The following is a 19,290-nucleotide window of genomic DNA, read 5'->3' as shown; positions in this document are numbered from 1 at the left end:
TTACAAAAAGTCGAATCAAAGTTAAAATAATATTGATTATCGCTTCGTTAAGTGTTCATAGATTTTTTACCATAATCGTTTTATAATAGATAGTAAGAAAGGAGAAGATGGATAATGCATGAACAAGTACAGGAAGTATTAAATAAATTACGTCCATTCTTGCTGCGTGATGGTGGCGATGTGGAACTAATTGATGTTGATGAAAATGGCATTGTGCTTCTTCGTCTCATGGGTGCTTGCGGAAATTGCCCTAGCTCAACCATTACTTTAAAAGCAGGAATTGAACGGGCACTTATGGCGGAAGTTCCCGGTGTCACTGAGATCGAACAAGTATTTTAAACACTTCGATAACGTAAAAAAAGAAGCTTTAGCTTTCTTATTTCTTAAATCGTAACAAGTGCTATAATGATAAGTGTAAACCATTAGAAAAACTCGACTTTGCAAAGACTTTATGGTCTTATACTATAACGTGCATCGCTTTATACTTTTGTATAATAAACCTAACGCTTGGATACGAAGGTCCAAGCGTTAGATTTACGCCATTGTTTATTGCAAAGATACAGGCGTTTTAGGGGCACTCCCATGCAGTACAGCAGCAACATTTTCTAAGCTGAGGTTCCACATGCTTGTTCTCGTTTCCACACTAGCTGAACCGATATGTGGCAATGCAACAACATTTGGTAATTGTAACAGAGGATGATCTTTTGAAATTGGTTCCTCTTTAAAAACGTCTAAGCCAGCCGCTTGAATCTCTCCATTTTGCAGAGCTTGAAATAATGCTTCTTCATTCACCACGCCCCCTCTAGAAATATTAATAAACAGAGCATCTTTTTTCATTAATTGAAAAGCATGACTGTCGAACATATTTTCCGTTTCACTTGATAATGGTACAACAGACACAACAAAATCGGCCGTTTTCAATAAATCAGAAAAGCCAACATATGTCGCTCCTAACTCGCTTTCTGCTACCAGATTTCTAGAACGGTTGTGGTACATAATTTTCATTCCAAAACCTTGCGCTCTTCTAGCTAATGCTCTGCCAATCCTTCCCATTCCGACAATACCAATTGTTTTTTGATGTACATCAGCACCGGCTAATAAATAAGGGGACCATTCCTTCCATTTCCCTTGCCTAATATAGTTGTTAGCCTCCATTAACCGTCTTGCGGTAGCTAATAGTAAAGCAAACCCTAAATCGGCAGTTGTCTCCGTCAAAACATCCGGTGTGTTGGTCACAAAGATGCCTCTTGACTTAGCCGCTTCTAAATCAATGTTATCGTATCCTACAGCTAAATTAGCGATGATTTTGAGTTGATTCGCTTCTTCTAATGTGGATTTATCAATAGCATCGCCCACCATGCAAATAAGAGCATCAGCTTTCTTTATTTGTTTAGTTAATTCTTCTCTAGGCACCGAAGTTTCTTCTCTTTCCCAATAGTTAAAGGTAAAATCATCCTTATATGGCGCTAACAATGCAGCCGGAATTTTTCTGGTTACGTATACATATGGCTTTCTCACTCTTCCCCCTCCAATACATCTGGAACATCTTCTCTCTTGAACCTCTCGACTAAAGCATACTGGATATTTGGTGGTGTACGCTAAATACACCGGTTTCGTTTCTCTTATGTACCAAGCTATCCCGTAGCACCACGAAGCCGAAAGTATTCTCGGCTAAGTTGATAAAATCAAACAATGGGGATATTCTCATCTCCATTGTCGTCTTGTGAACACATAGAGGAAATCTTGCAGCACATAATATACGGGATACATTTATCATGAATCTGTCACAACCAGTGTAGCATAGGTACCTGTAAAAAATCACAGTCAAGGTCTGCCCACTCAAAAAACTGACTAACATTTGCTTCATACCTATCTTGAAGCTGTACTAAATCTTTTAATTGTTCGTACCCTTTATCCTGAATTGTAGATAAATTTTGTTCTAAACAATCGTAAATATGGATTGGAAACAACAATCTTGCATACACTAACCTCCAGAAAAAAATAGAAACAGGACGATTTTTTTGATATTCTTGCAAAAAATGGATAACAGCTTCATCTGGATGAGGTTGAAGAAATAGTTGTCGTAAATACTCAGCAATATCCCGTGCTGGATGGTCATATACTAATTCCATCGGCCACATTAGAGGTTGTTGCAATTGATTCATATACCGACGAAAGGCTATCGTGCCTTGATCTGATTCATGATAACGTAATTCTTGCTCACTTTCACCAATATATTGAATTGCATTTTCACTAATGCCAATAAGATACGGGAGGATATCCATAACTAAACGATAATAATTCGTTGCTCCTGCTTGAGCTGCTTTTTCAACATTGCTTTCTATCCAGCTTAATTTATCAATCCATAATTGCTTCCACTGCCCATAACTGGAAATTGCTTGTGGTTCATAATGATACAGGCTGCCAATTTGATGAAATTGCGCTAATAAAGAACCGTTTGTTGCTTGGGAATCAGTTCTTGAATCAAGCCCTTTAACGACCATATAGTTTACATCTTCGTAAGGCGTCAGCCAATCCCCTTGTTGATTAGGGATTGGAATAGCCATATGTGAATAGCCGTTTTCTGCTAAATAGTAAGCAACTACCGCTTGTTCCATATGTATAATTTCATTGTTATCGGTAGAAGTGATAAAATAAACATATTGACTCGCTTGATAACATTCCTTACCCGCAATCCATCGTTTCGTTTCTGGATGAATTTTATAGTTTTCATAAAGCCAATCACTAACCTGCACGTGTATACCTCCTTCACTGGACTTTCTATAAAGCATTTATTCGTTCAAATTTTTTCTATAGTATAAGAAAGGCATATGCTTTTTATAACAGTTTATGATATAGGTTAGTTAATTTTAACTAAAATTAGAAAGGATGATATAAAAATGGATGCAAATACAGATCGAAGTGAGTTAGAAAAGAAAGCTAGACAGTGGTTAACGGAACGAGGTGTATCTTTAGATGATATTGCTGAACTGGTATATTACTTACAATCTAAATATCACGAAAATTTAACACTTGATGTATGTAGGCATAATGTTGACCGCGTACTTAAAAAACGAGAAGTACAAAATGCCATTTTAACTGGAATTCAATTAGATGTTCTAGCAGAGAAAAAACAGTTGCAACAGCCTTTACAAAAGACCATTGATACAGATGAAAGTTTATATGGCGTTGACGAAGTAATTGCATTATCTATTGTCAATGTTTATGGTTCCATTGGATTTACTAATTATGGGTATATTGATAAACAAAAGCCTGGTATCTTAAAAAAATTAAATGATAAATCTACTGGAGAATGCCATACTTTTTTAGATGATATTGTAGGGGCTATTGCAGCAGCTGCCTCCAGCCGTTTGGCGCATGGAACAGGTGAAGATATACTGCTTGATGATTAAGTCATAATCACATTGCAGTATTAAATATAGTAAAAGTAGTATTTTTACCGACGTAAACATGGAGATTAGCGAGCCTACAAGCTAACAGCGTTTCGAAGGCTCGCCATATTTCTATTCGAAGAATAGCTGAGATTTATTAAACAAGCTTTTTCAATACGATTATAGTTTTTCCAACCATTCTTTGAGATTGTGTACATAATAAGTAGGTTTAACAGGTAGTTGTTCATACTCTAAAAATGGCGTCACCCCTGTAAAAACCATTAAGGTATCTATACCTGCTTGAATGCCCGCGTGAATGTCTGTTGCATAATTATCTCCAACCATTAATGTCTCATCTGCTTTTAAACCGAGCACGTGCAATGCTTCTTCCATAATAACTGCTTCAGGCTTGCCGATGAAAACAGGGTCAACGCCAGTACAAATAGAAATAACAGCCGTTAAGGACCCATTTCCTGGTAATAAACCACGTTCGTTAGGAATAGACTTGTCGCCATTTGTCGAAATGAATGTTGCACCGTTACGAACGGCTATGCTAGCTTTAGCCAGCTTTTCGTACGTAATATTACGGTCAATTCCTATAACAACGACGTCGCAATTTTCCGTTTCTGTAATGGTATGCCCTTCTTCTTGTAATGCTTTATGTATCCCTTCTTCACCAATAACGTAACAGCGAGATTGTCCGTAATTTTCTGTAATATAAGAAGCAGTTGCTAAACTAGTAGTAACAATTTGCTTAGGTTCTGCTGGAATATTTAATTTTTTAAGTTTCATCGCTACATCTTGCTGTGTTTTGGAAGAATTATTCGTTACAAAAACATAAGGGAGTTGTTTTTCCTGTAATGCTTTTACAAAATCAGACGCAAACGGGATAGCTTCATCTCCTTGATACATCGTTCCGTCTAAATCGATTAAATAGCCTTGATATGCTTTAGTCATGGTAGTTAGTACTCTCCTCATTCTGAAATAGACGCTATCTTTATACTAATTTTTTACTTTTCCATCGTGCTAATAAACAACTACTAGCTGTAAAGTTTATTGTTTTGAAGTATCATTTGAAAACGCGTGAGTAACTTGCTGATGCTCTTCGTTAATATATTTACGAATATATGTTGCAAACTGTTCGTAATCTTTAAGATAGGTTTGCATTACTTGAATCATTTTTTTATGATCCACTTGTGCATAGTCGGAAATTAACATTCTCCTTAGCGTAATTAATTCTTTATATGCACGCTCCTGTTCAGATGGCAGTACCTTTTCGTCCAATAAAATGTCAATAATATCGTGGTAACTACCTGGATCACGCATGATAAATCCGTCAATCATCATATTCCCTACATCAAGTACAGACTCAATGTAAACATGTACTGCTCGTTCCAAGCTTAACTTTTCTTCTAAAGAGTGTAGACGGTCCATTTCCAATATACCATTTAACTGATCCATATACTGTAAAATCGACTCCAGCTTCTCTCGATCAACAAAATACATTGGTCACCCCTCCATCAAGAATTACAATTTTATCATACCATATTCTGTAGGAATATGAAGTAAAACATGATATAGTTGGGAAAATATTATTTTTAAAATGGGGGATATGATGGGCAAAAATTATGAAGTAATTAAGGATGAGACAGTAGGAAAAAATGTGCGGTATGTCAGCTTTATGGGGCAGTTACAACGTTATGATTTAGCTATTTTAGATGATCATGAAGACGTAAACAAAAAGCTAATTATAAACATGCGAAAAAATCGATGCTTATCCATTGATAAACAAGATTTGCACAATAAAGGTGTGATCGAACATACATTTAACGAAGCCAACATGGAGGCGGATGAAATTCGTCACTTTTTACAAGATATTCTTTGAAGCAAAAGTATAACTACAATATGTTTTTACCTTAAATTGTTAAGCGTAAAGCTATAAACATAGGATAACCTAATAATAACTTTCGTTTAGAATAAAGAAGGTGAAAAAACGTGGTTAAGAAAAAAGACTATAGTGACTTTTCAAATGTAAAACATTCCCATGATCGTTTAATACCCGAAGAATTTCCAGAAGGAGCTTTTGGCTCTTCTATTCATAGCGATACAGCTGTCGAAGGGAAATCAACTTCATGGGAAGAAGGACAGCATAGAGATAGCGCCTTTGTTTATCCAGATCGCAAACAGCATGAAAACGTTCCCAGAAGGGCGCCAGGCTCTCATATTATTCATGATGAAAAAGAGCAGTAGAGATGCTTTCACTACTGCTCCATTTTTTTTAATACAAAATAAGCGCAACCAAAATTACAATACTCATATAGGTAATCATCCAATGTATCAATTTTAGTATCTACTGGAACTTTCACGTGCCTATTATCATAAAAACCTTTTAGCCGTAATTGATCATATCCCCAATCACCAACAATATAATCATATTTAGCTAAAATATCAGAATACCTCTCCTTTACAACACTTTCCTGAAACCCAGCTTTATGATCTTCAATTAACTCATACGTTTTTCCAAAAAGTTCAACCATACTCGATTCCCCTTTAACATCGGTATCTTTTCAGTTTAACACCTTTTACCTAAACGCTCCAGAAAAAAACAGTTATGATTTCAGTTTCGAATAAACAAACTAATAATGATCTTTTAAAAGAATGGAGGGTAAACAATGAAAAGGATAATTCCAATCAGTCTATCCGTTCTCTTTTTAGCCACTGGTTGTATGGATAATAATACTGCCACAAATGAAAGAGAACGTATACAAAACCAACTTGACCCAAATAAAGAAGCTCCTGCAGATAATGACTCAGATAACAGACTGGGCTATGTTCGTTATTCAAAAGAACAAATTGATAATGATAAAGAAAAACAGCACTCCATGCGTATTGACCGTACAAAGATGGCTGATATGATTACTCGTAACATGTTAAGGTCAGATGCTTTTAAGGAAGCTGCTACGTTAGTAACGGATGAAGAAGTACTCATCGCCTATGAAAAGGCAGATGATTTCGATAAAGAAAGAGCATCACAAATGGCAGAGAAAACTGCCGCTTCCATCTTGCCAAGATACTTTGATATCTATTCTACTGATAACACAAACTTAATTAATGACATTCAAAGCTTGCATAATTCAACAACTTCTGAAGACGACTACGACAACACCATTAATAACATCATTAAAGAAATGAAAAATTCAAAATAAACTTTTGTAGAATGGGACAAACGTCAAACCGTTTGTCCTTATTGCACACTATAGAAAGCCACATCATTGCTTTCAAGATGATGGCTAGCTTTTTATATACCATCCATCAAATTTTCGAATCCCAAAAATTTTCTCTGCTAAAACACTCGGAAGGATAAAAATATTTTTTCAGCTAATTTTGTATATAAAAGAAGATTGTAGGAAAAGTTAAACCCAATACAATTTATAGTTCAAAATGCAAAAAGATTGACTTATTCTAAGTCTTTATAGTGATGAAACACTACTACAATACATAAAATTTTTATACTTCCTATCGTGGATCAAAAGGGTGAAAAAATTGTCTATCAACCGTATTGTTATAACGTTTTTATTATTTACACTTTCCATTATGCTTACGCCTACGCTTGCAAAAGCAGATAGTGATTCTATTTATAAAAAAAGAATGGCATTATTTAAAAAAACAGAAGCAGTAACACAAATTCCATGGTATTATTTTGCTGCCATTGATAACTATGAACGAAACGCAAAAAAAGATGCTGATGATGAACAAGTGATTTCTATTGAAATGCCTACAGAAGCTTGGTTTGGCCTCGGTAATGCAGCAATGATTAATGATGAACGACTCATACGTTTTTTTAATGGTTATGGAAAAGATGGCAACGGCGATCAAATAGCTGACCCGACCAATCCTGAAGATGTTCTCTATACAATGGGAAACTATATTTTGCAGCACGGACAAACAAAAGATGATATTAAGATTGCTCTATGGAATTACTATAATCGAGATTTAACTGTCCAAACCATTATGAATACAGCTAAAGTCTTTAAAAAATTTCAAGACATTGAGTTACTTCAACGAGATTTCCCTGTGTCTACATCTTATAATTATAGTTATCGCAGTACATGGGGAGATCGAAGAGGGTTTGGTGGCTTAAGAATTCATGAGGGGACAGATATTTTTGCCGATTATGGTACTCCTGTGAAGTCAACCACTTATGGGGTAGTGGAAATGATGGGTTGGAACTTATACGGTGGTTGGCGCATTGGAATAAGAGATATATATAATATTTACCATTACTATGGTCACATGAGTGGCTATGAAGATGATATTGAAGTAGGGAAAGTTGTGAAGCCAGGTGATGTGCTTGGAGGAGTCGGTTCTACTGGTTATGGGCCACCTGGTACTTCGGGAAAATTCCCACCACATTTACACTATGGTATGTATAAAGATAATGGGTATAGCGAATGGTCTTTTGATCCATATCCGTACTTGAAAAAGTGGGAACGCATGACAAAACAAAAGGATAAATGATATGCTTTTAAAATGCCAACAATACAAAGCTACATCGCCTTGTATTGTTGGCATTTCCCAATAACATCTTTTTTTTATATTCACATGATCATTCTGATCACTTCATTTTCATCTTTTTAAATAGAGGGTTTTATAAAGCACTTGCTTCAAAACAAGTCTTTATTCAATTGCATACTTTCTTATTTTATCCCATCCGCTTTTATTTTTGTCTTGATTTTCTTACTGCATAAGTAATACTTGCTGCAAGTCCCCCCCAAATAATTACCATTCCTAAGATCATGACAAAGATAGCACTGGAACTCATATTATTTAGCCTCCCTTTGATCCGAATAACCTTTAGCCTCTTTGGAACGCCATTTTGTAGCAGCCATAAAGACACCTATAATTAGTGCTGCGGCAGCAACTGACCAACCTCCAAATAAAATAAATGTATCAGAATAACCTTCATAATTACCTGTTGGTGTATCAAATAACTTCAATATATTTAACCGTAATATATCGAACATCATATATCCTAATACAATTGGTGTAATAACATTTAAACTAACCGGGAACCACCAGCCTAACTTAATATCAGATAATTCATCCGCATGGTTTTTCAAATTTTTCACTTGGCGAAGTAACCAAGCAATTAATACAACTTCTACTAAACCAAGCATTGCTACACCAAATTGATTAATAAAATAATCTGCCGTATCAAGGAAGAACAAGCCACCTTGTGTTGCATAAATGAGCGAAATAAGTGCAGCTATCCCCCCTCCAAACAGGACTGCTTTTCCACGGGATATATTAAACTTATCAGATATACCAGCAATGTATGTTTCCGAAATGGACATTAACGATGTTAACCCAGCTAAAACCAAAGATGCAAAAAACAAGAAACCGAACAATCCATTTAAGCCAGGAAACTCATTAATAATGGCTGGAAAAACAACAAATGCAAGACCAACACCATCCGAAACAACTTCATCTACAGCTACACCGGATTGACCTGCCATAAATCCAAGTACCGAAAAGACGCCTATTCCTGCAAGTAATTCAAAACTAGAGTTTCCAAACCCAGTAATAAATGCATTGTTTGTTATATCTGAATTCTTAGGTAAATAACTTGAATACGTAATCATAATTGCAAATGCGATCGATAGACTAAAAAATATTTGCCCGTAGGCAGCGACCCATACTTCACCTGAAAAAATACTACTAAAATCTGGTTCGAAAAAGGCTTGCAAACCTTGGAGTGCTCCATCCAATGTTACCGCGCGAATAACAATAATTAAAAATATAATAGCTAATGTAGGAATGAAAATGCGATTCGCAATTTCAATTCCTTTTTTCACACCGCGGAACAAGATAAACAAGACAACAATCCAGACTAAAATTAGTGGAATAAATACCCCAGGAACCAAATTCCCTATCTGTCCTGGGTCAACTGTTTTTAAATAATCATTAAATAAAAAACCTTCTGTATCCGCCCCCCAGGATAAATTAATAGAAAAATAGGCATAAGATATTGCCCAGGCAATAATAACAGAATAATAAGTAGAAATCACAAACGCCACCAGCACTGCCCACCAGCCAATAAATTCGGTTTTCCTATTCATTTTTCGAAACGTTAATGGAGCAGAACCGCGGTATTTTTGCCCCATCGTAAATTCCATGATTAAAATAGGAATACCAGCTGTTAATAAGGCAAATAAATACGGAATAAAGAAGGCACCTCCACCATTGCCATAAGCTTCAGCAGGAAAACGCCAAATATTCCCTAATCCCACAGCTGAACCAATGGCTGCCAGAATAAATCCTGCTCTTGTTCCCCACTGCGAACGTGTTTCCATATCTTTTTCCCCCTTTATTCTTCTGTCTAAAAAATTTAGAAAGAAGAAATCTTTTAAAAGTTTGGTTTTTTCAGATATTTATGTTTGTATTATAACGGCACTTCATGCATATGTCAAAAAATATTTATGCCCATTATATGGAATACTAAAAAACACACTAAAAATGACCAGTCGATATGTTGAGAGATAATACTAGCCATAAACCTTTAAGCTTTTATGCTTTCCTATAATGCAAAAAACCTCCTTCGGCTTTACGCTAAGAAGTTTTTGATTTCTTAGCGTCGAAACCTTAGAGGCTTTTCACTTCCATACACTTATTGGACCGTTTTTGTTTTTCTCACAAAATGAATAATGGTAGCAAAGGCAATAATAATGGATAGTGACACTAGTAGAGGCAGTAACACTTGATTTGTAAGTCCAACTAAAATGTAACCAATAGATGCAGCTAAAGCTGCAATTAAAGCGTAAGGAAGTTGTGTCATCACATGATCAATATGATTCGCTCCTGCTCCCGTAGCTGACAGAATAGTTGTATCCGATATCGGTGTACAATGATCTCCAAAGACAGCACCAGCTAATACCGCCGCCATAGATGGTAATAGCATTTCCATATCTGTAATACTTGTTACTTCCGCAGCAATCGGTAACATGATTCCAAACGTTCCCCAAGATGTTCCTGTTGCAAGTGCCATAAAACCAGCAATAATGAAAAACAAAAATGGCAATAAAGCAGGGTTTAACGAGGCATCGTTTACGATACCAGCTAAATATTCACCCGTTTCCAAAACCCCAATAATAGAACCTATCATCCAAGCCAAGAGTAGAATATAAATTGCTGGCATCATTGTTTTGGCACCTTCTAAAACAATCTTTAAGCTTGAATTTCTCGGTTTTTGCTGGCTAAGATGGAACAAAAAGGAGGTTAATACTGCAATTACACCACCAGTAAACAAGGATAAGTTTACGTTAGTGTTTGCAAATATAGTAAGTAAATTGATGTTACCTTCTGTAGCCATTGCGCCAGTAATAATCATTGAAGACACTGTTGCTACAATTAGTACACCAATAGGTAATAAAAGATGATAAATTCTCCCATTTTGATGTGCTGTAAACGTGTCACTTAAATCTCCTGGTACACTATCCTGTTTTGGATCAATTAATTCACCTGTTTCCATTGCACGTTTTTCATGTTTTCGCATTGGACCAATATCTACTTTTAAATAAGCAACTAAAAAAACCGCTAAAACTGCTGCGATTGCATATAAATTATAGGGGATCATTTTAACAAAAGCTTCCAAAGGCTCCAATGATGTAATTCCGTTGGCAGCAAATAAGCCACCCATAATTCCAATGATATATGCTCCCCAGCTAGAAATAGGAGATATAACTGTGACAGGTGCAGATGTCGAGTCAATGATATAGGCCAATTTAGCTCGGGAAACTTTATGTCGATCTGTAAGTGGGCGGGCAATCTGACCAACGGCCAAACTGTTAAAATAATCATCTATAAATATAATTAACCCTAAGAATGCACTCATTCCCTGAGCTCCAGAGCGAGTTTTTACTTTTTTTATCATCCAATCACCAAAGGCTTTGCTTCCTCCAGACGCTTGTAAAAAAGCAGTCATCATCCCTAATAATATTAAAAATGATAGCAATAGAATATTCCCAGTATTTAGTGCTCCATCAGAGACAAAAATGGTATAAAACTGTGTCCAAATCTCGTGGAATGAATCTAAAACAGAAAAATTATGGATAAGCAGCGCGCCTACTACAATTCCAGTTCCTAAAGATAATAAAACATTTCTCGTTAAGAGAACTAGTACCAGCATCAAAACTGCTGGGATAAGTGAAAAAATTGTTCCTTCCATTCCGGTTACCTCCATAAAAATTGGTTGCAATCGAGCAAGGAAACATACTGTTCAAGGAGAGAGGGGATAAGTGAATTGAAGTTTTTTAAGTTAAAACATAGAAAAAGACAATGATAGAAAATAACCTACCATTGTCTTTACAATATACGTTATCCTCCATTTCGATCAGTAGTTCTCCATGCATGTTGCTTGCTGCATGACAGTATACCTCTTATTCAAAAGCATACCAGCAATACGAAGTGCGACCCTTACATACTGCTTCGGCAATATATCCTTTCATCTACCTTCATCGTTGTCATCCTCCAATAGACTACTCTTATATACTGCACCTCTACCTCACCGATCTGATAAGGTTTAAATATTCTATTTATAAAAGTAATTATAACATTTTAATTGTCTCGATTCAAGTCATCTTTGGGAACGGAAATGTTAGGTGCGTTTTCACCATCACCTCCGTAAAATTGTGGAACATCGCCCATAATTACACGAGAATCTACATATACCTTCGTACGAATTTCTGCTGACTCCGTACTAAACGGTACAACAATTTGTGCATTTACTGTCACTGGTATATATATTTCTATTAAAGCAGCATTGATCCCAAAGTCTTTCATAATATATTCCACATCTGATTGAATACTACCAACAATTTCAAAATGAACCGGTATTTTAGGTCCTAGATTTGCTAAAATCGTGCTCCCAGTAGCTTGACCTATTGGAATCTCAACAACTGTAGGGTCTTTATCCGCTAACTCATTTGCTGTATCTCCATAATCCTGTGGTGGCATGTCGGGATCTTCTGTATCCAATGTTTGCCCTTTATTCATACCGTACAAAAAGTATTCTGCTCGTTTGGTAGCCGCTCGAAGCGCACGATTTACAGCAGCGGATTTCCACCCGACAATAGATACATCATTTTCCGAATTAACTTCCATTAAATCATCAAAGCTAATATTTTCAGTCGATTTCACTGCTTCATTAATCGTTCTCGTAGCAAATTCTCTTGTTTTTTGATTTGCTATCTCCATCAAAGGAGGAGTTATCCCTTTATCAACAATTAAAATACTAAGGGAGGTCAAAAGAACAAAAGCAATTGTCGTCAACAATAATATTATTTTCAAAGGGGAGTCTGTTCGTAATTTCCTTCTTGGTCGCTTTTTCATCAAAAAACCTCCTCAAAGCAAGTCTATGTATGCTAAAGGAGGATTAGAATGAAAAATTCTATCATTCCATGTTTCATATAAAGTGTATCTTTCATTCATGAGCGTTTCTTTTCTGCCCCACGAATTTTTAAAGAAGAAATAAAATTTAAATAGTGTTATCTCTTACTATACAGGCTTTCTTAAAGCAGGAGCTTCACAGACTGGTGGAATGCTAAAAAACATCACCCATACATACGTCTTAAAGTTTGTGCCAATATATCCCGCAGAAATGCTGGCAAATAGTATTTTTTCATTTCCGAACGTGCAATTTCCGGAATTAATCTTCCAAACGTAAACGTATCAGCGGTAGCCAATGTATACATTTGATTCGGTTGTAATGGAACGCCCTCTGTTTGACATACTTGTTTAACAAATACTGCTCCATCTTTTAATTTCTCTAATTGCGGTGTTAAACCTGAAAAAGCCATTCTACCTATCATTTTCCCGCGAAAACCAAACCCTTTTAACTGAAATTCCATAAATTCTTCTGTTAAAGAAGAACGGATAGCTTCTACTATTTCACTTCCAGTTAATTCAACGACACATGTATTTATCGGATGTGGACAAATACGGTGAATGTCCCCGTATGTGACAACTCCTTTAGGCAAGCTTTCTAGTAATACACCCGCATTTAGCATAGCAAAATCAGCATCTGTTTGCTCTTTTAGCGCTGCTGTTAAAGCTTGTAAAATTGGAGTTACTTTGCGCCAATTCACTTTTAAACAGCTGGATAATTGAACAACTGGTTCCGACAATCTAATTTTTGCTTGCTCTTCATACGCTACTAGCAATTCTTCTGTATCTAGGTCTTTTGGCAAATGGCTAATATTTGTCGTGTGTGCCTGTTTGTTTTTTAATTTACCTTGCTTATGATCCCATGTTAAACTGACTTCACCAACATAGTAACAATTTTTTCCTGCAGCAGTAAGAAGGCTATTATTCACACGTTCACCACTTTTTAACAAATGATGTGTATGTCCACCTATAATTACATCAACATTTGGAAATCGACGGGCTATTTCACAATCCTCACTATATCCTAAGTGAGATAAAACGATAATGATGTTCGCTTCACGGTTCACAGTATCTAACAAGTGCTCCAACTGTTCTAAAGGCGGAGAAACATGCCAGCCCAGCAACTCATAATACGCATTAAAAGGCGCCGTGAGTCCTAACACAGCAATTTTGACCCCTTGTTTTGAAGTTACTATTTTATAAGACTGTAGCCAGCTTGGTGCTTTTCCAATCGTATTATGTAGATTCCCACAAACTACTGTAAATTTCGCCTCACCGTATAATGCATGGAGCTCATCATGAGAAATAGTAATGCCCTCATTGTTACCAAGTGTAACGATATCGTAACCAGCTTCATTTAATAAAGCAGTATTTGCTTGCCCCTTAAATGCTTCTGCTATTGGATGTACTCTATCCATATGATCACCAATATCTACCGTCCAGCACGAATCGCCTATTCTTTCACAACGACGTTTCGATTGCTTTAAAAAATACGATACTTGGGACCAATGATCAAACTTACTATGTAAATCGTTCGTATAATAAAAATAGATTTGTTCTTCCATTTTACAAATACTCCTTATGACAGCCCTTGGAAAATCATTCGAATACCAATTATAATTAATAAAATGCGCAAAATCCATTCAAGCGCTTTTCCAGTCAAACGTTGATTGATCATGGCACCTAATTTTCCACCAATCCATGCTCCTGGAATAAAGAATAGCGCATATTGCCATTCCAAATGACCAAGTGAAATATGCGTGCTAGCTCCAATTAGACTAATAAATAAAATCATAAACATAGATGTCGCTGTAGCTACATGCGTAGGTATACCAAATAAAAGGATCATAGCGGGAACCATGATTGATCCACCACCAATACCAAACAAGCCGGAAAGAATCCCTACAACTAGCGACAACACAAAGGCTATCCAAGCCGAAAAATGATAATAATACGTTTTACCGTCTATATAAAAACTCCGTAAACTTTGATTTTTAGGTTCAACTTGCGAGGTTATCTTTCGTTTCATAAAAAACAACATGGACACTGCGATCATAACGATTCCAAAGTAAAATAAAAACGGCTCTGTATCCATAAACTTGTTGAGCCAAGAGCCAAAAACACTTCCAGGAATACTCCCTGAAATAAGCCACAAACCTGCTTTATAATCAATCCGTTTTGTTTTTACATAAGCAATTGTTGAAGATAATGCCGTGAATACCATTGCTACAAGGGAAATTCCAACTACAGTTTGTGGCGTTGCCCACGCGAATGCATCTAAAAATTGATGTAACCATAGTAAGCTTGGAATCAGAACAAGTCCTCCACCTAACCCCATCAGAGCACCAACCAGCGCTGTTATTATCCCTATTGCTAAACAAAGAATGAATACCATCTTTGCCCCCTTCTTCTAGCGAAAGCCAGTGTAAAAGTTTTTCTCTTTCTCTATCCTAGCACTGATTTTTAGAAAGATAAACTTTCATCTCGTATAATTAGCTCGGGTATGCCCTTCTCATAATGGGATTACGGTCTATAATAGCTTATCTGGGATAAATATAAACGCATTTAAAAGAGCTGTATTTATACTTTGGGATAAAGTAAATACAGCTCTCATGCATTATTTAGCAGGAATAACATTCTCAATATCAGCCCAATTAAATGTGCCTTCACGAATTTTTTCTCTACGTTCTTTATCTATGATATCTGAAGGTCTTCCTCCATTTGGCCAATCTGAGTCATGTCCTTTCCACTCTGGTCGCTCTTTTGATAACAGAAAAGCTGCGATATCAGCTGCTTCTTGATCTGTTAACGTGTCGTCTTCATTTGGAGGCATATTATTTTTTAAATACCCAGACATTTTACTCAGCCTACTCATACCCGCTCCATCATTGAATGAATTATCTCCCCACAAGGCTGGTCCAGTTGTTGCTCCGGTTCCAGAACCATCAGTGGCATGACAACTCAAGCAATTTTTCTGCTCGTATAATCCTTCTCCCCTAGTTACATTAGGCTCTGGAATTTCCTCCATCGTATTTTGCATTCGCCACGGGATATCTTCACCGGTTTCAATTCCTTCTGAAATATACGTTAAGTAAGCTGTAAGCGCACGCATTTCTTCACTATCATAATCCATTTTCTGCCCATTCATACTTCTTATCATACATCCATTAATTCTGTCTTCAATTGTAAATGCTACGCCTTCTCTTGGTCGATACTGCGGAAATTGTGTCGTCACACCTACCATAGAAGAGGAAGGGGCTACCCCCCCATCCGCGTGACAGCTTGCACAGGATAATTCATTCCCTACTCTTTCGGATAATACAGTGTTCGTCTCGTTAAATATTTTTTCACCTTTTTGAATGTAAGAAGTCATCGGATCATCCGCATCTAACTCCTCCATAGAAGGAGGATTATACGCTAACTCCCCCTCTCGTTCTCCTGTTTTCTCATTGCTTTCTGTCTCACTATTACTACACGCTGTAAATAAGATTAAAAACATTCCAAGTGACATGAACAATAGCCATTTTATTCTACTTCTCTTCATTATGCATCCCCCTTGTTCATCTAGTCACTTTAAGCGTAACATATATGTAGGATACATAGCGCCATTTCAGAAAACGTTTCCACAAAATTAACATTTCCCTAATTTGGTGAGCAAAAATATTGACATTGTAAATTTAAAAAGCAAGGGAATAATCCCTTGCTCCACCATTTGCTCTATTTCACAATAAGTACTTTACACGCTGCATGTTGAACAATTTGACTACTGACACTTCCTAACAGAAGTCGACCTACTCCACCTAGTCCTCTACTACCTAAAATAATCAATTCTATATTATTTTCTTTTGCATACTCTACAATTTGAGAGCTTGGATTACGAAAAGAATAATCTAACAACACTTCCGATTTACAATGAATACCTTCTTCTTCAAATTCTTCTCGTATCCTTTCCATTGATGGACGAATTTCTTCTGCCATTTCACCCATAAAACTGCGAGCAAGTGCCGCATTAGCTGTTGGCCCAGCGTGAGTAATGACAGTTACCGCATGTACTGTTGCATCATCAACAAGTTTAGCCTGCTTTTTCGCTTCCTCTACTGCTTTTCTACTTAGTTCCGAACCGTCATAAGCTACTAGAATATTTGCACTCATACTATGCTACTCCCCCTTAGCTAACATTTTCTACCTAGTTTCATCATAACATATATAATGGTTATCTTTAACAAAATCATTGTCGAAACCTATAAGTATTCAAAAGTAAACACTAAACGCCTTATGAATTATGACGATTGTATACAATATAAAAAAGCTCGCAGAATACTATATAAGCAATCTACAAGCTGTAAAATAACATACCAATACCCATTTATTTATCGAATATACTTTAGTTCGCTGAGATAGTTTTCAATGTGCTCCATTGTAGAAGTTGCTACCAAGTTCACAAAATAAGAACCAATAATTGCTCCATCTGCACCGTTTGCAAACACACTAGCTACGTCTCTTTGATCTTTGATGCCAAATCCAATATAAACAGGAATCGAGCTAAACGTCTTTATCCGCTTCATTGTATCCATATAATTATTTGGCACATGATTAAAGCTACCCGTTTTACCAATGCCACTCATACAATAAGCGAATAAACGATTATGTTCCAACTGTTCTTTTAGTACTTCGTCAGTCATTTCCTCATTATAAATCTGTATAGGTGAATGAAAATCTTCTATAGTAACAGTTCTATCAACACATAGTAAACCGTCCATTTTATTTTTACAGGAAGTTAATAAATCGTACTCCATAAGCCCTTCCGCATAAGTCATAACCACTACTTTAAAAGAATATTGTTCCTTTATTCTAGCTAATATTTGTTTAAAATCGGCTTTATTAAACCCTTGATTTAACACTTGTTGATGGCTTTCCCTAATAACTGCCCCATCCATATGAGGATTGGTGACTGGAACACCCAACTCTAAAATGTCAACTTTATATTTCTCCATAAGATTTAAAACATCAAAAAATTTTGTTTCATTTGGAAAACAGCACGGCAGATACAATGCAAGTTGTTTCATAATATATTAGCCTCCAATCAACTTAAGTAACAAACCTAGTAATGGCCCATACAAAGCATAGTCAGTTTCACTAAGTATGCGCATAATAGATGCATAGGACCCTACTTGTGGAAGAAGAAATGCTTGACCAAGAATTAAAATTAAACCATTGGCAAACGAACCAATCAATGCACCTCTAACTCCCCCTGTTGAATTCCCAAATATTGCCGTAGCAGCACCAGTAAAGAATGTTGGTATTAATGCTGGAAAAACAGCAATTGGATAATCGATCAAAGCCAAGATGATCATCCCAACAAATCCCGCAACTAAGCTCGTTAAAAAGCCTACAATAACTGAGGTCGGGTAATTTGGGAATAAAAGTGGTACATCTAAGCCAGGTTTTGCATTCGGAATAACTTTATCAGCAATTCCGTGAAATGCAGGTATGATTTCAGCTAATAACATTCTTACACCAGCTAAAATAACAGTAATCCACAATCCAAATTGCAAGCCATTTAATAAAGAGAAAGAAAAAACATCTCTCCCATCACTTATATTTTTCATAACCCAAGTTGGACCAGAGATAATGGATACAACAAGGAATAATAAAAACATAATAACTGTTAGCGCTATCGTCATTTCACGCAAGAAATTTAACATTTTTGGAATCTTAATATCTTCTAAATCACGTTTTTTATTACCAAACACCCCGCCTAGCTTTGCTGCAATCCAAACACCACTAGAACTAGAATGCCCCAACGTGAATCCTTCTCCACCTTTAATATTTTTCATAAGCGGCGCTACATAAGAACAAGTAAACGTTAAATAAAATCCGAGTATAAGTGAACCAGTTAATACAAGTGGGACAAATCCCATATTCGTACCGAACTTTAACAAAGCTGCGATTAAACCAGCATAGAAAAAAGACACATGAGCAGACAAATGTACGTATTTAAATGGGGTCATTCGTGCAAATAAAATATGAATAATGAATCCTAACGCAAAAATAAGTGCCATTTCAGTACCAATTGCAACAAAGCTTTCCATTTGAGCTTCAGCAAGTGTTGGTACTTCTGCATTTAAATGAAATACTTTACTAAGCATTGGCTGTAAAGGTAATAAAGATATTCCTAGTGATTGTGCTCCAGTATTAATAAGCAAAAAGCCGATCATTGTTTTAGCTGTACTGGAAACAATGTTATCAAAGCTTTTCTTTTGCACCAATAACCCGATTAACACAACAATTCCAATTACAAACACTGCCTGACTGAATATATTGTCAATTAGATACATAATGAAATCCATTAGCTGATCTCTCCTTCGTTTGTATTTGTGAAATTATTAACTTGAAAGTACTGGGAATTACGATTTATAGCTATAATTTGGCAAATTGTTTAAAGATTATTTTTTCT

General features: G+C 36.2%; 21 protein-coding genes and 1 riboswitch. Of the genes, 6 read left to right on the top strand and 15 right to left on the bottom strand.

Features of this window, described 5'->3' with window-relative positions; genetic code table 11:
- The first annotated feature begins 114 nt into the window (after positions 1 to 114).
- Positions 115 to 339, top strand: coding sequence for a NifU family protein (locus B2C77_RS08205; protein WP_073010972.1), 225 nt, complete (start codon positions 115 to 117; stop codon positions 337 to 339).
- A 207-nt stretch (positions 340 to 546) separates the two neighbouring features.
- Here B2C77_RS08205 and B2C77_RS08200 read toward each other — a convergent pair whose 3' ends face one another.
- Together B2C77_RS08200 and B2C77_RS08195 are read right to left on the bottom strand one after the other, a co-directional pair.
- Positions 547 to 1,518 (bottom strand): 2-hydroxyacid dehydrogenase, encoded by a 972-nt coding sequence (locus B2C77_RS08200; protein WP_077703179.1) that lies wholly within the window; start codon positions 1,516 to 1,518, stop codon positions 547 to 549.
- 266 nt (positions 1,519 to 1,784) lie between these two features.
- Entirely contained in the window at positions 1,785 to 2,756 is a 972-nt protein-coding gene (locus B2C77_RS08195) for a YutH/CotS family kinase-like spore coat protein (protein WP_077703178.1), read from the bottom strand.
- 144 nt (positions 2,757 to 2,900) lie between these two features.
- On the opposite strand from B2C77_RS08195, the gene B2C77_RS08190 reads away from it, so the two are divergent.
- Positions 2,901 to 3,413 carry a phosphatidylglycerophosphatase A family protein gene (locus B2C77_RS08190; protein WP_077703177.1) on the top strand — a complete coding sequence of 171 codons (513 nt, stop codon included), beginning with the start codon at positions 2,901 to 2,903 and terminating at the stop codon, positions 3,411 to 3,413.
- Positions 3,414 to 3,572: 159 nt separating this feature from the next.
- Here B2C77_RS08190 and B2C77_RS08185 read toward each other — a convergent pair whose 3' ends face one another.
- Positions 3,573 to 4,349, bottom strand: a complete 777-nt coding sequence (locus tag B2C77_RS08185; RefSeq protein ID WP_077703176.1) for a TIGR01457 family HAD-type hydrolase — start codon at positions 4,347 to 4,349, stop codon at positions 3,573 to 3,575.
- A 96-nt stretch (positions 4,350 to 4,445) separates the two neighbouring features.
- Positions 4,446 to 4,898 carry a DUF86 domain-containing protein gene (locus tag B2C77_RS08180; protein ID WP_077703175.1) on the bottom strand — a complete coding sequence of 151 codons (453 nt, stop codon included), beginning with the start codon at positions 4,896 to 4,898 and terminating at the stop codon, positions 4,446 to 4,448.
- A 109-nt stretch (positions 4,899 to 5,007) separates the two neighbouring features.
- Here B2C77_RS08180 and B2C77_RS08175 point away from each other — a divergent pair, with 109 nt between their 5' ends.
- Together B2C77_RS08175 and B2C77_RS08170 are read left to right on the top strand one after the other, a co-directional pair.
- Positions 5,008 to 5,277: an SAV0927 family protein gene (locus B2C77_RS08175; RefSeq protein ID WP_077703174.1), complete on the top strand. Its 270-nt coding sequence runs from the start codon at positions 5,008 to 5,010 to the stop codon at positions 5,275 to 5,277.
- Positions 5,278 to 5,387: 110 nt separating this feature from the next.
- Positions 5,388 to 5,642: a hypothetical protein gene (locus B2C77_RS08170; RefSeq protein ID WP_077703173.1), complete on the top strand. Its 255-nt coding sequence runs from the start codon at positions 5,388 to 5,390 to the stop codon at positions 5,640 to 5,642.
- 11 nt (positions 5,643 to 5,653) lie between these two features.
- On the opposite strand, the gene B2C77_RS08165 is transcribed toward B2C77_RS08170, so the two are convergent.
- Positions 5,654 to 5,929: a YutD family protein gene (locus B2C77_RS08165; RefSeq protein ID WP_073010949.1), complete on the bottom strand. Its 276-nt coding sequence runs from the start codon at positions 5,927 to 5,929 to the stop codon at positions 5,654 to 5,656.
- 135 nt (positions 5,930 to 6,064) lie between these two features.
- On the opposite strand from B2C77_RS08165, the gene B2C77_RS08160 reads away from it, so the two are divergent.
- Together B2C77_RS08160 and B2C77_RS08155 are read left to right on the top strand one after the other, a co-directional pair.
- Positions 6,065 to 6,598, top strand: coding sequence for a YhcN/YlaJ family sporulation lipoprotein (locus B2C77_RS08160; protein WP_077703172.1), 534 nt, complete (start codon positions 6,065 to 6,067; stop codon positions 6,596 to 6,598).
- A 388-nt stretch (positions 6,599 to 6,986) separates the two neighbouring features.
- Entirely contained in the window at positions 6,987 to 7,910 is a 924-nt protein-coding gene (locus B2C77_RS08155) for a M23 family metallopeptidase (protein WP_077706864.1), read from the top strand.
- A 199-nt stretch (positions 7,911 to 8,109) separates the two neighbouring features.
- Here B2C77_RS08155 and B2C77_RS08150 read toward each other — a convergent pair whose 3' ends face one another.
- From B2C77_RS08150 to ulaA, 10 genes are all read right to left on the bottom strand, one after another.
- Positions 8,110 to 8,214 (bottom strand): methionine/alanine import family NSS transporter small subunit, encoded by a 105-nt coding sequence (locus B2C77_RS08150; protein ID WP_077703171.1) that lies wholly within the window; start codon positions 8,212 to 8,214, stop codon positions 8,110 to 8,112.
- 1 nt (position 8,215) lies between these two features.
- Complete coding sequence (locus B2C77_RS08145) at positions 8,216 to 9,745, bottom strand: sodium-dependent transporter (RefSeq protein ID WP_077703170.1); 1,530 nt, start codon at positions 9,743 to 9,745, stop codon at positions 8,216 to 8,218.
- Positions 9,746 to 10,059: 314 nt separating this feature from the next.
- Entirely contained in the window at positions 10,060 to 11,616 is a 1,557-nt protein-coding gene (locus B2C77_RS08140; RefSeq protein ID WP_077703169.1) for a Na+/H+ antiporter NhaC family protein, read from the bottom strand.
- Positions 11,617 to 11,777: 161 nt separating this feature from the next.
- Positions 11,778 to 11,958: riboswitch (Lysine riboswitch) on the bottom strand.
- A gap of 47 nt (positions 11,959 to 12,005) precedes the next feature.
- Entirely contained in the window at positions 12,006 to 12,779 is a 774-nt protein-coding gene (yunB, locus tag B2C77_RS08135; RefSeq protein ID WP_077703168.1) for a sporulation protein YunB, read from the bottom strand.
- A 221-nt stretch (positions 12,780 to 13,000) separates the two neighbouring features.
- On the bottom strand, positions 13,001 to 14,398 hold the full coding sequence (locus tag B2C77_RS08130; protein ID WP_077703167.1) for a bifunctional metallophosphatase/5'-nucleotidase: 1,398 nt from the start codon (positions 14,396 to 14,398) through the stop codon (positions 13,001 to 13,003).
- A gap of 14 nt (positions 14,399 to 14,412) precedes the next feature.
- Complete coding sequence (locus tag B2C77_RS08125; RefSeq protein ID WP_077703166.1) at positions 14,413 to 15,228, bottom strand: sulfite exporter TauE/SafE family protein; 816 nt, start codon at positions 15,226 to 15,228, stop codon at positions 14,413 to 14,415.
- 222 nt (positions 15,229 to 15,450) lie between these two features.
- Positions 15,451 to 16,377 carry a c-type cytochrome gene (locus B2C77_RS08120; protein ID WP_077703165.1) on the bottom strand — a complete coding sequence of 309 codons (927 nt, stop codon included), beginning with the start codon at positions 16,375 to 16,377 and terminating at the stop codon, positions 15,451 to 15,453.
- 173 nt (positions 16,378 to 16,550) lie between these two features.
- Positions 16,551 to 16,985, bottom strand: coding sequence for a universal stress protein (locus tag B2C77_RS08115; RefSeq protein ID WP_077703164.1), 435 nt, complete (start codon positions 16,983 to 16,985; stop codon positions 16,551 to 16,553).
- A gap of 218 nt (positions 16,986 to 17,203) precedes the next feature.
- Positions 17,204 to 17,899 (bottom strand): tryptophan synthase subunit alpha, encoded by a 696-nt coding sequence (locus B2C77_RS08110; protein WP_077703163.1) that lies wholly within the window; start codon positions 17,897 to 17,899, stop codon positions 17,204 to 17,206.
- A 6-nt stretch (positions 17,900 to 17,905) separates the two neighbouring features.
- Positions 17,906 to 19,183 (bottom strand): PTS ascorbate transporter subunit IIC, encoded by a 1,278-nt coding sequence (ulaA, locus tag B2C77_RS08105; RefSeq protein ID WP_077703162.1) that lies wholly within the window; start codon positions 19,181 to 19,183, stop codon positions 17,906 to 17,908.
- Positions 19,184 to 19,290 lie beyond the last annotated feature (107 nt).

It is taken from the genome of Virgibacillus dokdonensis (assembly GCF_900166595.1).
Taxonomy (GTDB): domain Bacteria; phylum Bacillota; class Bacilli; order Bacillales; family Amphibacillaceae; genus Virgibacillus; species Virgibacillus dokdonensis.
Note: the sequence above shows the minus strand (reverse complement) of the source record. Positions and strands in the feature narration are given on the sequence as shown.

Excerpts from the sequence above, each read along its gene's own strand:
- B2C77_RS08155 (WP_077706864.1), top strand. The coding sequence starts at position 6,987 with ATGCTTACGCCTACGCTTGCAAAAGCAGATAGTGATTCTATTTATAAA.
- B2C77_RS08165 (WP_073010949.1), bottom strand. The coding sequence starts at position 5,929 with ATGGTTGAACTTTTTGGAAAAACGTATGAGTTAATTGAAGATCATAAA.
- B2C77_RS08160 (WP_077703172.1), top strand. The coding sequence starts at position 6,065 with ATGAAAAGGATAATTCCAATCAGTCTATCCGTTCTCTTTTTAGCCACT.
- B2C77_RS08115 (WP_077703164.1), bottom strand. The coding sequence starts at position 16,985 with ATGAGTGCAAATATTCTAGTAGCTTATGACGGTTCGGAACTAAGTAGA.
- B2C77_RS08140 (WP_077703169.1), bottom strand. The coding sequence starts at position 11,616 with ATGGAAGGAACAATTTTTTCACTTATCCCAGCAGTTTTGATGCTGGTA.
- B2C77_RS08190 (WP_077703177.1), top strand. The coding sequence starts at position 2,901 with ATGGATGCAAATACAGATCGAAGTGAGTTAGAAAAGAAAGCTAGACAG.
- B2C77_RS08185 (WP_077703176.1), bottom strand. The coding sequence starts at position 4,349 with ATGACTAAAGCATATCAAGGCTATTTAATCGATTTAGACGGAACGATG.
- yunB (WP_077703168.1), bottom strand. The coding sequence starts at position 12,779 with ATGAAAAAGCGACCAAGAAGGAAATTACGAACAGACTCCCCTTTGAAA.
- ulaA (WP_077703162.1), bottom strand. The coding sequence starts at position 19,183 with ATGGATTTCATTATGTATCTAATTGACAATATATTCAGTCAGGCAGTG.
- B2C77_RS08205 (WP_073010972.1), top strand. The coding sequence starts at position 115 with ATGCATGAACAAGTACAGGAAGTATTAAATAAATTACGTCCATTCTTG.
- B2C77_RS08125 (WP_077703166.1), bottom strand. The coding sequence starts at position 15,228 with ATGGTATTCATTCTTTGTTTAGCAATAGGGATAATAACAGCGCTGGTT.
- B2C77_RS08180 (WP_077703175.1), bottom strand. The coding sequence starts at position 4,898 with ATGTATTTTGTTGATCGAGAGAAGCTGGAGTCGATTTTACAGTATATG.
- B2C77_RS08130 (WP_077703167.1), bottom strand. The coding sequence starts at position 14,398 with ATGGAAGAACAAATCTATTTTTATTATACGAACGATTTACATAGTAAG.
- B2C77_RS08145 (WP_077703170.1), bottom strand. The coding sequence starts at position 9,745 with ATGGAAACACGTTCGCAGTGGGGAACAAGAGCAGGATTTATTCTGGCA.
- B2C77_RS08110 (WP_077703163.1), bottom strand. The coding sequence starts at position 17,899 with ATGAAACAACTTGCATTGTATCTGCCGTGCTGTTTTCCAAATGAAACA.
- B2C77_RS08150 (WP_077703171.1), bottom strand. The coding sequence starts at position 8,214 with ATGAGTTCCAGTGCTATCTTTGTCATGATCTTAGGAATGGTAATTATT.
- B2C77_RS08120 (WP_077703165.1), bottom strand. The coding sequence starts at position 16,377 with ATGAAGAGAAGTAGAATAAAATGGCTATTGTTCATGTCACTTGGAATG.
- B2C77_RS08175 (WP_077703174.1), top strand. The coding sequence starts at position 5,008 with ATGGGCAAAAATTATGAAGTAATTAAGGATGAGACAGTAGGAAAAAAT.